Genomic DNA, 12,124 nt, shown 5'->3' with positions numbered 1-12,124 from the left:
GGTCAGTCTTTCCGGGGGATGAGGGCGAGGAATTCGCGGCGCAGGGTGGAGTCCTTGAGGAACTGGCCGCGCATGACCGAGTTGATCATCTTGCTGTCCAGGTCCTTCACGCCGCGCCAGGCCATGCAGTAGTGGGTGGCTTCCATCACGATGGCCAGGCCGTCGGGCTGGGTCTTTTCCATGATCAGGTCGGCCAGTTGCACCACCGCCTCTTCCTGGATCTGCGGCCGGCCCATCACCCATTCGGCCAGCCGCGCGTACTTGGACAGGCCGATCACGTTGGTGTGCTCGTTGGGCATGACGCCGATCCAGACCTTGCCGATGACCGGGCAGAAATGGTGGCTGCAGGCCGAGCGCACGGTGATCGGGCCGACGATCATCAGCTCGTTGAGGTGCTCGGCGTTGGGGAATTCGGTGATGGCGGGCGCGGCGACGTAGCGGCCCTTGAACACCTCGTTGAGGTACATCTTGGCCACGCGCCGGGCCGTGTTGCCGGTGTTGTGGTCGCTGGCGGTGTCGATCACCATGCTGTCGAGCACGCCCTGCATCTTGGTCTCGACCTCGTCGAGCAGCTTTTCCAGCTCGCCGGGTTCGATGAACTGGGCGATGTTGTCGTTGGAATGGAAACGCTTGCGCGCCGCCTGGATGCGTTCGCGGATCTTGACCGACACGGGCGTGCCGGCGTCCTCGCCGTCAGCTGCTTTCATGGATGGATCGGCTTTCATGAGCATGCCAGGATGCTAACACTGCCTGTTTTGCGCCTGCTTGGCAAGGGGTTTGGCCTGCATCCCCCGTCAAATGGTCCTGCAACGCTACCAATTCAATAGCACAACGGCTGCTGCAAGCCGCCTGGCGTGCTCCGGCCGGCACGCTCAGAGGTATTTGTAGCCCTGCACCGCCAGCGCCGCCCGCATCAGCACCAGCGCCAGCCTTTCGCGCAGCCGCTGGGTGAAGGGCCGGCTGGCATAGGCGGCCGGGTCCAGCGCCCTGCCCCCCTCGCGCATGGCCTTGAGCAGGCGCTCGCGCAGCTGCTGCGCGAACTGCGGTTCCTCCACATTGACGTTGGCCTCGCGCGCCAGCAGAAAGCTCAGGGGATCGAGATTGGACGAACCCACGGTGGCCCAGCGGCCGTCGATCACCGCCACCTTGGCGTGCAGGAAGCTGGGAGAGTACTCGTGGATCTCGACGCCGGCGCGCAGCAGCGCACCATAGACCAGGCGGGCGCCGTAGTACTGCATGAAGTACTCGTAGCGGCCCTGCAGCAGCAGCTGCACCCGCACGCCGCGCCCGGCGGCCTGGATCAGGGCGTCGCGCATCTTGTGGCCGGGCACGAAGTAGGCGTTGGCGATGATGATCTCCTTGCGCGCATGGCCGATCTCGCGGCGGTAGGCCCGCTCGATGCTGTTGCGGTAGCGCAGGTTGTCGCGCAGCACCAGCGCCGCCCGCGCCAGGCCCGGCGGCGCTGGCATGACGACCGGCGCCGGCGCATGGCCGCGCGAGGGCCTCAACACGCCTTGCAGCCAGGCGTGGTCGGCCGGCCGCTCGGGTCGCGCCCTGTGCCAGACCCGCAGCATGGTGGCATGCAGGTCATCCACCAGCGGACCGGTCACGCGCACCGCGAAGTCGAAACGGGGCGCGGCCAGCGTGCCCCAACTGGGGTCGTACAAGTCATCCAGGATGTTGATGCCGCCGCAAAACCCAATGACGCTGTCCACCACACAAAGCTTGCGGTGCAGGCGCCGCCAGTGGCCGGGCCAGAGCATGCCCAGCCTGCCGGGATGGGCGAACACCCGCCACTGCACGCCGGCGGCCAGGAAGCGATCCCGCCAGAGCGCGGGGATGGGGTCGCTGCCGAAGCCGTCGACTGCCACGCAGACCTGCAAACCGCGCCGGCTGGCGCGCTCGAGCGCATAGGCAACCTCGGCGCTGGCGCCGTGGAAGTCGAAGATGTAGCTCTCCAGCCGCACTTCGCGCCGGGCCGCGTCGATCGCCTGCACCAGCGCTGGGAAGAACTCGCCGCTGCCTTGCAGCAGCTCCATGCCATGGCCGCCGCGCAGGAGGGGAACACGCTGCGCCATCGATCTGCCCTAGAGGCGGAACTCCGCGATCAGCGGCAGGTGGTCCGACATGCGCCACCAGATGCGACCGCGCGGGATCTGCAGGCCCAGCGGCTTCAAGCCTCTTGCGTAGACGTAGTCCAGCTGGGTCAGTGGCAGCCGCGAGGGATAGGTCAGGGCCCGCTCGCCGACAAAGTCCTTCAGGTCCATGGCGTTCATCGCCGCGCGCAGCTTGCCGCCCCAGTCATTGAAGTCGCCGGCGACGATGACCGCGTCACGCCGCGGAATCTCGCGCTCGATGAAGCGCCGCAGCTGGGCGATCTGGCGCACCCGGCTGCCGGCGATCAGCCCCAGGTGCATGACGATGACGTGGACCAGCTTGCGCTCGACCTTGATCTGCACGTGCAGCAGGCCGCGCTGCTCGAAGCGGTGGTCCGACATGTCCTCGTGGCCCTGCGAGACCACAGGCCAGCGCGAGAGCAGCGCGTTGCCATGCTCGCCGTGGCGCGTCGTGGCGTTGGTCTGGTAGACCGCCGCATAGCCTTCGGGGCAGAGGAACTCGGCCTGCGGCAGCTCGGGCCAGCGGTTGAAGTAGCGCTCCTCCCGGCGATGGAGCTTGCGCACCTCCTGCAGGCAGACGATGTCGGCGTCGAGCTGCTCCACCGCGTGGCCCAGGTTGTGGATCTCGAGCCGGCGCGCCGGGCCGAAGCCCTGCACGCCCTTGTGGATGTTGTAGGTGGCGACCCGCAGAACTGTCATGTCAGAAATTGTGGCAGCAAGAGGATGGCTTCGGCGTTGGACGGCGAGAAGCAGGCATGCGCCGCATCGCGCCAGGGCAACCACCTGTAGGCCGTGTGCTCCCGCGGGCTCAGGCGCACCGGCGTGCCGGCGGGCACCTGAAGGCCAAACACGTGCTCGGTGTTGCGCGTGACGCCGGGTGCGTAGCGGTGCTGCCAGCGCGGGTAGATGTCGTAGACGTTCTCCAGAGCCCAGTCACGCAGCGTGCCGCTGCTGATGCCGGTTTCCTCGGCCACCTCGCGCAGGGCCGTGGCCGCGAAGTCCTCGCCCTCGTGGTCCTTGGCGCCGGTGACCGATTGCCAGAAGTCCGGCGCATCGGCCCGCTTGAGCAACAGGACATCACGGGCCGGCGTGTGGACCACGACCAGCACGGACTGGGGAATCTTGAAGGGGCGGGCATCCATGAAAAAAGAGCGCCGCAGCGCTCTTTTCATTGTGCCCGAACAGCCGGCTCAGGCCTTTTCGGTGCTGCGCAACCGGATGTGCAGCTCGCGCAGCTGCTTCTCGTCGACCGGGCCCGGGGCCTGGGTCAGCAGGTCTTGCGCGCGCTGGGTCTTGGGGAAGGCGATGACGTCGCGCAGGCTTTCCGCGCCGGTCATCAGCATGACGAAGCGGTCCAGACCGATGGCGATGCCGCCGTGCGGCGGGGCGCCGTACTGCAGCGCGTCCAGCAGGAAACCGAACTTGAGCTGGGCTTCCTCGGCGTCGATCTTGAGCGCCCGGAACACCTTGCTCTGCACCTCCTCGCGGTGGATACGCACCGAGCCGCCGCCCAGTTCGATGCCATTGAGCACGGCGTCGTAAGCCTTGGCGATGCAGCGGCCGGGGTCGGTCTCGAGCCAGTCCTCGTGGCCGTCCTTGGGCGAGGTGAAGGGATGGTGGACCGCGTTCCAGCGCTGGCCGTCCTCGTCGAACTCGAACATGGGGAAGTCGACCACCCACAGCGGCTTCCACTGGCCGTCGATCAGGCCTCGGGCCTTGCCGAACTCGCTGTGGCCGACCTTCACCCGCAGGGCACCGATGGCGTCGTTGACGATCTTGGCCTTGTCGGCCCCGAAGAAGATCAGGTCACCGTTGGCGGCGCCGGTGCGCTTGAGGATCTCGGCAATGGCAGCGTCATGGATGTTCTTGACGATGGGCGACTGCAGGCCCTCACGGCCCGTGGCCACGTCATTGACCTTGATCCAGGCCAGGCCCTTGGCGCCGTAGATCTTGACGAACTCGGTGTAGCCGTCGATCTCGCCGCGGCTCATCTCGGCGCCGCCGGGCACGCGCAGGGCGACCACGCGGCCGTCTTCGGCATTGGCCGGGCCGGAGAAGACCTTGAAGTCCACGTCCTTCATCACGTCGGTGATTTCGGTGAACTCCAGCTTGACCCGCAGGTCGGGCTTGTCCGAGCCGTACAGGCGCATTGCTTCAGCATGCTTCATCACCGGGAAGGCCGGCAGCTCGGTGCCGATGGCATGCTGGAAGGTGCTGCGGATCATGCCCTCGAACATGGTGCGGATCTCTTCCTCGGTCAGGAAGGAGGTTTCCACGTCGATCTGGGTGAATTCGGGCTGGCGGTCGGCGCGCAGGTCCTCGTCGCGGAAGCACTTGGTGATCTGGTAGTAGCGGTCGTAGCCGGCCACCATCAGCAGCTGCTTGAACAGCTGGGGCGACTGCGGCAGCGCGAAGAACATGCCGTCATGGACGCGGCTGGGCACCAGGTAGTCGCGCGCGCCTTCGGGCGTCGACTTCGTCAGCATGGGCGTCTCGATGTCGATGAAGCCGTTGGCGTCGAGGAACTTGCGCACCTCCATCGTCACCTTGTAGCGCAGCATCAGGTTGTTCTGCATGTAGGGGCGGCGCAGGTCCAGCACCCGGTGCATCAGGCGGGTGGTTTCCGACAGGTTGTCGTCGTCCAGCTGGAACGGCGGCGTCACCGACGGGTTGAGCACCGTCAGCTCATGGCACAGCACTTCGATCTGGCCGCTCTTGAGCTTGTCGTTGGTGGTGCCGGCCGGGCGCGCGCGCACCAGGCCCTTGATCTGCACGCAGAACTCATTGCGCAGGCCTTCGGCGGCCTTGAACATGTCGGCGCGGTCGGGATCGCACACCACCTGCACATAGCCTTCACGGTCGCGCAGGTCGACGAAGATCACGCCGCCGTGGTCGCGCCGGCGGTTGACCCAGCCGCACAAGGTGATGGTCTGGCCCAGAAGGGCCTCGGTGACCAGCCCGCAATAGGTCGTTCGCATGATTTGGGATGACATGGCTGCAGCTTCCAGCGCCCTGTTGGCGGCGCGTTACTTGAGGAGGGGATTGGCGGGGCCGCCCGGGACGACCACACCCATGGAAATCACGTAGCGCAGGGCCTCGTCGACGCTCATCTTGAGCTCGATGCAGTCGCTGCGGCGAAGCATGACGAAATAGCCGCCCGTGGGGTTGGGCGTGGTCGGCACGTAGACGCTCAGATAGTCGCCCACCAGGTGCTTGCTGACCTCGCCGCCGGGCACGCCGGTGACAAAGCCGATGGTCCAGACGTCGGCGCGCGGCCATTGCACCAGCACCGCGGTGCGAAAGGCGTTGCCGCTTTCGGAAAACAGCGTGTCCGAGACCTGCTTGACGCTGGAGTAGATGGAGCGCACCACCGGGATGCGGCTGACGATGGCGTCGCCCCAGACCACCAGGCGCTTGCCCAGGAAATTGCTGGCCACGGCGCCCACCACCAGCAAGATGGCGAAGGTCAGCAGCACGCCGAAGCCCGGCAGATAGAACCCCAGCAGGCGGTCCGGCCGCCAGGCAGCTGGCAGGATCAGCAGGGTCTGGTCCAACGTGCCGATGATCCACTGCAGCACCCAGATGGTGATGGCCACCGGCACGATGACCAGGAGGCCGGCGAACAGCCATTTGCGCAGGGCGGCCATGGGGTCTTTCAGTCGCCAGCCGAGGCCGAGGGCGTGTCGGTCTTGGTCGCCGGCTTGCTGTCGGCGGGCTTGGGGGCTGCGGTCTCGGCCGGCTTGGCAGCATCCGCGGCGGGCGCGCTCGAAGCTGCCGGTGCCGGGCTGGGGCCGTTGCGGAAATCGGTGGCGTACCAGCCCGAGCCCTTGAGCTGGAAGCCAGCGGCGGTCAGCTGCTTGCTGAAAGCAGCAGCGCCGCAGGCCGGGCAAACGGTCAGCGGGTCATCGGACATTTTTTGCAGGACATCCTTGGCATGGCCGCAGGAGCTGCATTTGTAAGCGTAAATGGGCATGGCGTCGAAGAAGCCTCGCGACTGCAAAACCCTCAATTATAGGCGGGGGTCGACCCCCGCCTCCCGGCCCGCTCAGGCGCCGGCCAGCCTGTGGTGCGAACCCTGGCTGTTGCGAATGGCCTGCGGCCCCAGCGAGCCGATCAGCATGCCCGCCAAGCTGGCCAGCAGGCCAGCCAGCTGGCCCGGGAAGGCCTCGCCAGCCGGCGTCACCATGAACAGCAGCCAGGCCAGCAGGCCCAGCACGATGGAGAAGATCGCGCCCTGGGTGGTGGCCTTCTTCCAGTACAGGCCAAAGACCAGCGGCACAAAGGCGCCCACCAGGGTGACCTGGTAGGCGCCGGAGACCATTTCGTAAATCGACGTGCCCTGCATGTAGATGGCATAAGCCAGCACGCAGCAGCTGAACACCAGCACGGTGATGCGCATGGTCCGCAGCTCCTGGCGGTCGCTGGTGCGCGGGCGGAACTGGCGCCAGATGTTCTCGGTGAAGGTCACGCTGGGCGCCAGCAGGGTGGCCGAGGCGGTCGACTTGATGGCCGACAGCAGCGCGCCGAAAAACAGCACCTGCATGACGAAGGGCATCTTCTCGAGCACCAGGGTGGGCAGCACCTTCTGCGGGTCGTCCTTGAGCAGGGCGGCGGTCTGCTCCGGCATGATGATCAGGGCGCTGGCCACCAGGAACATGGGCACGAAGGCGAACAGGATGTAGCAGATGCCACCGATCACCGGGCCCTTGCGGGCGGCGCTCTCGCTGTTGGCCGACATCACGCGCTGGAACACGTCCTGCTGGGGAATGGAGCCCAGCATCATCGTGATGCCCGCGGCAAAGAAGAAGATCATGTCCTTGAGATTGGGTTCGGGCCAGAACTTGAACAGATCCTTGCTGAGGGCCAGGCTGATCACCTTGTCGGCGCCGCCGGCCATGTCGGCGGCGAACACCGCCAGCACGGCCAGGCCGACCACCAGGACGATCATCTGGATGAAGTCGGTGATCGCCACCGACCACATGCCGCCGAACAGGGTGTAGGCCAGGATGGAGACCACGCCGATCACCATGCCCACGGGCACGCTGATGGCGCCGCCGGACAGCACGTGGAACACCAGGCCCAGGGCCGTGACCTGGGCCGATACCCAGCCCAGGTAACTGAGCATGATGATCAGAGAGCAGGCCACTTCCACCGTGCGGCCGTAGCGCTCGCGGTAGTAGTCGCTGATGGTCAGCAGCGTCATGCGGTACAGCTTGCCGGCGAAGAACAGGCCGACCAGGATCAGGCAGGTGCCGGCGCCGAAGGGGTCCTCGATGACGCCGTTGAGGCCACCGCTGACAAACTTGGCCGGGATGCCCAGCACCGTCTCCGAGCCGAACCAGGTGGCGAAGGTGGTGGTGACGATCATCACCAGGGGCAGGCTGCGCCCGGCGATGGCGAAGTCGGCTGTGTTTTTCACCCGCTTGGCCGCATACAGGCCGATGGCGATGGTGATCAACAGGTAGACGAAGACCAGGGTCAAAAGCACGGCTCACTCCTCTCGTTTTTTCGGCGCCCGCGGATTATCCGGAAAATCAGCCGCCCTCAGAACAGCCGCACGCGCACCACCAGTTGCATCACGACCAGACCCAAAGCAAAACCCAGGCCGCCGTAGATGATGGCCTGCAGCAGGCGGTTGGTGCGCTTTTGCTCGGCCAGCAGCTCCTTGACGTGCCGGTCGTCGCTGCCAGCGGCGCCGCGCTGCAGGAAGTCGTGCAGCAGGCGCGGCAGGTCGGGCAGCAGCTTGGCATAGCGCGGCGCCTGGTCGCGCAGTTCGTCCAGCAGCTTTTGCGGGCCGATCTGCTCGATCATCCAGCGCTCCAGGAAGGGCTTGGCCGTGTGCCACAGGTCCAGCTCCGGGTCGAGCTGGCGCCCCAGGCCCTCGATGTTGAGCAGGGTTTTTTGCAGCAGCACCAGCTGCGGTTGGATCTCCACATGGAAGCGGCGCGAGGTCTGGAACAGCCGCATCAGCACCATGCCCAGGGAGATTTCCTTGAGCGGCCGGTCGAAGTACGGCTCGCAGACGGTACGCACCGCCGCCTCCAGCTCGTCGACCCGGGTCTCCGGCGGCACCCAGCCCGACTCGATGTGCAGCTGCGCCACCCGCTTGTAATCGCGCCGGAAGAAGGCCGTGAAGTTCTGCGCCAGGTACTCCTTGTCGTGCTCCGTCAGCGTGCCAATGATGCCGAAATCCAGCGAGATGTAGCGCCCGAAGGTGGCCGGATCCAGACTGACCTGGATGTTGCCCGGGTGCATGTCGGCGTGGAAAAAGCCGTCGCGAAAGACCTGGGTGAAAAAGATCGTCACGCCATCGCGCGCCAGCTTGCCCAGGTCCACGCCGGCCTGGCGCAGGCGCTCGGTCTGGCTGATGGGAACGCCGTGCATGCGCTCCATCACGATGACCTCAGGGTGGCAGAAGTCCCAGTGCATCTCGGGGATCAGCACCAGGTCCAGTCCCGTCATGTTGCGGCGCAGCTGGGCGGCGTTGGCGGCTTCGCGCACCAGGTCCAGCTCGTCGTGCAGGTATTTGTCGAATTCGGCCACCACCTCGCGCGGTTTCAGGCGCTTGCCGTCGGCCGACAGGTTTTCCACCCAGCCGGCCATCATGCGCATCAGGCCCAGATCCTTCTCGATCACCGGCAGCATGCCCGGGCGCAGCACCTTGACCGCCACCTCGCGCGTGGCGCCGTGCTTGTCCAGCAGCGTGGCGAAGTGCACCTGGGCGATCGAGGCGCTGGCCACCGGCTCGCGCTCGAAGCTGGCAAAGACGCTGTCCACCGGGCGGCGGAAAGCCCGCTCGATGGTGGCGATGGCGATCGCAGAGTCGAAAGGCGGCACGCGGTCCTGCAGGCGGGCCAGTTCGTCGGCGATGTCGGCCGGCAGCAGGTCGCGCCGGGTCGACATGACCTGGCCGAACTTGACGAAGATCGGACCGAGCTGCTCCAGCGCCTCGCGCAGGCGCTGGCCGCGCGGGGCGTCCAGCCTGCGGCCGAAGCTGATCACCCGCGCCACGCCGTGCAGCCAGGGCTGGCGGAAGCTGTTGAGCACCAACTCATCCAGCCCGTAGCGCAGGATGATCCAGACGATGTAGATGCCGCGCAGGATACGGGTCATGCCGGCCCCGGGCCTGCCGCAGGAGCGGCGAACCCGCGCAAAGCCTGTGCCACGCGCCGCGCCACCTGCGCGGCGGCGTGGGCCGGCGCGTCGCCGACCAGGCGCGCGAGGTCTTCTTCCAGGTCCCAGCGCACGTTGTCCACCAGCCAGTTGATCTCGGCGGCGAACTGCACGTCGCCGGCAATGCGGATCGGCGGCTTGTCGCCACGCACCGCCGCCTGCGCCAGGCCCAGCGGCGATTCGTCGGTGAGCGTCAGGGTCAGGTCAGGCGCGGCCGCGGCCGGCGCCAGTTCCAGCAGGCCGGCCGGGGTGGCGGCCAGCCGCACCACGAAGACCCGCCACTGCGCCTCCACCACCCTGCCGGACTGCCGCGCCAGGCGTTCGCGCGCTTGCGGCTCCTGCATCAACACGTGGTTGAGCAGCAGGACCAGGCGCCTCTGGATCTCATCGATCGCCCAGCCTGGCGGCTGCAGGGTGCTGGCGACCTTGTCGAAAAGGCCGTCCAGAAACGGAATGGGGGACTGTGTTGCCATAGTCCCCCATTATTCAAGAGATTTTGCCGGCGGAGCCCGCCGGACACGCACTACTGCAGCGCCTGCACGCCCGCCACCAGCCAGCCGCTGGTGCCGCTGCGCGGCTTGGTCATGTTCCAGACCTCGCGGAACGGGCTCGGGCCGGCCGACGGCTCCTCGCGGATCATGCCGGAGAACTCCACGCTGGCCATGTAGTGCTCGCCCAGGTCCTCGATGCCCAGCAACTGGGCATCGAGCATGACCACGTCGGTCTTGTTCACCTGGCCGCCGATGTGGGTCTCGCGCTCGGCCAGCTGGGAGCGGATCTCGCTGAGCATCTCATCGGTCATCATGGCCCGCAGCGACGGGATGTCGGACTTGTCCCAGGCATCCTGCAGCGACACGAAATTGCGCTTGGCGGCGCTGATGAAGCCCTCGGCGTCGAAGCCGGCAGGAATCCCCCAGGACTGCGAACCGCCGAGCGCCGAGCCGATCTGCACGCCGTTCTGGCCGTATTTGCCGGCCTCGAAGGCCATGGAGTTGCGCTCCCAGGGCCGGGCCGATGCGTCGTTGCCCACCTTGTCCGGGCTGTACTGTGGTGGCGCCGTGGCCGTGTCGGCCGGTGCGCCTGCGCCTTCGAAAGCCAGCGGACGGCCACCGGCCGTGGGGCTGGCCGCGCCGCGGCGGGCACGCATGATGAAGCCGATCACCACCATGACCACCAGCACCAGCAGGGCGATGGTCAGGAACTGACCGAACGCTGCGCCCAGGCCCAGCGAGCTGGCCAACCAGGCCAGGCCGAGGCCGGCGGCCAGGCCGCCGAGCATGGCACCCCAGGGGCGCTTGGGCGCCGCCGCCGGCGCTGCCGTGGCGGGCTTGACCGCCTGGGTCTGCGCGCCGGCAGGCGCTGCCGGTTGGGCGGGCGCCGCCTGGCGCTGCGTCACGTTGCCCGACTGCTGGCCGATCGAGCCGCCGCCACCCATCCGCTTGGCCGCCTCGGCATTGAGGCCACCCAGGGCCAGCACGGCCACCAGGGCCAAAGACCAGAGTTTCATGATTTGTCCTTCATCGCCGATGTTTCAGCACTTGATTCCAACATGCAAAGCCACGATGCCGCCCGTCAGGTTGTGATAGTCCACGTGGCCGAAACCAGCTTTTTTCATCAGGGTTCTGAGTTCTTCCTGGCCGGGATGCATGCGGATGGATTCGGCCAGGTAGCGGTAGCTGGCGTCGTCGCCGGCCACCAGTTTTCCCAATTGCGGCAACACCTTGAACGAATACCAGTCGTAGGCCTTCGTCAGCGGCTGGGCCACCTTGGAGAATTCGAGCACCAGCAGCTTGCCGCCGGGCTTGAGCACACGGTTCATCTCGGCCAGCGCCGCGTCCTTGTGCGTCATGTTGCGCAGGCCGAAGGCCACGCTGACCAGGTCGAAACTGCCGCTGGCAAAGGGCAGCTTCTCGGCATCGCAGACCAGGGTTGGCAGGACCACACCCTTGTCCAGCAGCCGGTCGCGGCCGGTGCGCAGCATGGCCTCGTTGATGTCGGTGTGGACCACGCGCCCGGTCGGCCCCACCTTGGCGGCAAACGCCAGGGCCAGGTCGCCGGTGCCGCCGGCGATGTCCAGCACCTGCTGGCCTGGCTGGAGGTTGGCCACCAGCACGGTATAGGCCTTCCATGCGCGGTGCAGGCCCATCGACATGAGGTCGTTCATCAGGTCGTACTTGGAGGCGACCGAATCGAAGACGCCGCGCACACGCCGCGCTTTCTCGCGCTCGTCGACGGATTCGAAGCCGAAATGGGTTGTGCTCATGAAGCCTTGATGCTACGGGCAATCAGCGCTGCGCAGAGGACAACCCTGCACCAATGCAGGGAATCCACTCAGGCTTGTGATGCATTTTCGCTACCAGCCCCGCCCCCGCTGCCTCAGACGCTACCGAATTGATAGCGATCCGCGTTCAGTGTCCGCAGGCATGGTCGGCCTTGCCGGCCATGGGCGCGTCGCGGCTGACACCGGCCTTGGCCAGGCGCTGCTCGTAGTCGCCCCACAGCTGCCCCTGCTGGGAACCCAGGTGGTACAGGTAGTCCCAGGAAAAGATGCCAGTGTCGTGGCCGTCCGAGAAAGAAGGCTGGACCGCGTAGTTGCCCACCGGCTCGAGGGCGGTGAGTTCGACCTCGCGCTTGCCGGTTTGCAGCACCTCCTGGCCCGGGCCGTGGCCCTGCACCTCGGCGGACGGCGAATACACGCGCATCAGCTCGAACGGGATGCGAAAGTGCGCGCCGTCGGAAAAAGTGATTTCCAGCTCCCGCGAGCGGCCATGCGCCGTGAGTGAAACGGGAGTGGGCGTGTCGGTGCGCAAGCCTGCCATGGAACTGCCTTGGCG

At 66.8% G+C, this 12,124-nt stretch carries 13 protein-coding genes; all 13 read right to left on the bottom strand.

Features of this window, described 5'->3' with window-relative positions; genetic code table 11:
• Positions 1–2 precede the first annotated feature (2 nt).
• The 13 genes from folE to Q0632_RS20760 all read right to left on the bottom strand — a co-directional run bounded on the left by folE (position 3) and on the right by Q0632_RS20760 (position 12,109).
• Entirely contained in the window at positions 3–707 is a 705-nt protein-coding gene (folE, locus tag Q0632_RS20820; RefSeq protein WP_298933819.1) for a GTP cyclohydrolase I, read from the bottom strand.
• A 165-nt stretch (positions 708–872) separates the two neighbouring features.
• Positions 873–2,078 carry a cardiolipin synthase ClsB gene (gene clsB / locus Q0632_RS20815; RefSeq protein WP_298933817.1) on the bottom strand — a complete coding sequence of 402 codons (1,206 nt, stop codon included), beginning with the start codon at positions 2,076–2,078 and terminating at the stop codon, positions 873–875.
• Between the two features lie 9 nt (positions 2,079–2,087).
• Complete coding sequence (locus Q0632_RS20810) at positions 2,088–2,816, bottom strand: endonuclease/exonuclease/phosphatase family protein (protein ID WP_298933813.1); 729 nt, start codon at positions 2,814–2,816, stop codon at positions 2,088–2,090.
• Positions 2,813–3,259, bottom strand: a complete 447-nt coding sequence (nudB, locus tag Q0632_RS20805; protein WP_298933811.1) for a dihydroneopterin triphosphate diphosphatase — start codon at positions 3,257–3,259, stop codon at positions 2,813–2,815. Before nudB ends, Q0632_RS20810 begins: the two co-directional genes overlap by 4 nt.
• A gap of 48 nt (positions 3,260–3,307) precedes the next feature.
• A complete protein-coding gene (gene aspS / locus Q0632_RS20800; RefSeq protein WP_298933809.1) occupies positions 3,308–5,095 on the bottom strand; it encodes an aspartate--tRNA ligase in 1,788 nt (595 codons plus the stop codon).
• 48 nt (positions 5,096–5,143) lie between these two features.
• Positions 5,144–5,764 carry a DUF502 domain-containing protein gene (locus Q0632_RS20795; protein ID WP_298933807.1) on the bottom strand — a complete coding sequence of 207 codons (621 nt, stop codon included), beginning with the start codon at positions 5,762–5,764 and terminating at the stop codon, positions 5,144–5,146.
• An 8-nt stretch (positions 5,765–5,772) separates the two neighbouring features.
• Complete coding sequence (locus Q0632_RS20790) at positions 5,773–6,090, bottom strand: FmdB family zinc ribbon protein (RefSeq protein ID WP_298933876.1); 318 nt, start codon at positions 6,088–6,090, stop codon at positions 5,773–5,775.
• A gap of 72 nt (positions 6,091–6,162) precedes the next feature.
• Positions 6,163–7,605 (bottom strand): sodium:solute symporter family protein, encoded by a 1,443-nt coding sequence (locus Q0632_RS20785; protein WP_298933804.1) that lies wholly within the window; start codon positions 7,603–7,605, stop codon positions 6,163–6,165.
• 56 nt (positions 7,606–7,661) lie between these two features.
• Entirely contained in the window at positions 7,662–9,230 is a 1,569-nt protein-coding gene (gene ubiB, locus Q0632_RS20780; RefSeq protein WP_298933802.1) for a ubiquinone biosynthesis regulatory protein kinase UbiB, read from the bottom strand.
• The gene (locus Q0632_RS20775) at positions 9,227–9,763 is read right to left on the bottom strand and encodes a hypothetical protein (protein ID WP_298933800.1); all 537 of its coding nucleotides are present in this window, start codon (positions 9,761–9,763) and stop codon (positions 9,227–9,229) included. The genes ubiB and Q0632_RS20775 overlap by 4 nt, the downstream gene beginning before the upstream one ends.
• Before the next feature lie 50 nt (positions 9,764–9,813).
• A complete protein-coding gene (locus tag Q0632_RS20770) occupies positions 9,814–10,800 on the bottom strand; it encodes a Tim44 domain-containing protein (protein WP_298933873.1) in 987 nt (328 codons plus the stop codon).
• Between the two features lie 21 nt (positions 10,801–10,821).
• Entirely contained in the window at positions 10,822–11,553 is a 732-nt protein-coding gene (gene ubiE / locus Q0632_RS20765; RefSeq protein ID WP_298933798.1) for a bifunctional demethylmenaquinone methyltransferase/2-methoxy-6-polyprenyl-1,4-benzoquinol methylase UbiE, read from the bottom strand.
• Between the two features lie 145 nt (positions 11,554–11,698).
• Positions 11,699–12,109 carry a DUF971 domain-containing protein gene (locus Q0632_RS20760; protein WP_298933796.1) on the bottom strand — a complete coding sequence of 137 codons (411 nt, stop codon included), beginning with the start codon at positions 12,107–12,109 and terminating at the stop codon, positions 11,699–11,701.
• Positions 12,110–12,124 lie beyond the last annotated feature (15 nt).

It is taken from the genome of uncultured Ramlibacter sp. (genome assembly GCF_936925435.1).
In the GTDB taxonomy this organism is placed as follows: Bacteria; Pseudomonadota; Gammaproteobacteria; order Burkholderiales; family Burkholderiaceae_C; genus Ramlibacter.
Note: the sequence above shows the minus strand (reverse complement) of the source record. Positions and strands in the feature narration are given on the sequence as shown.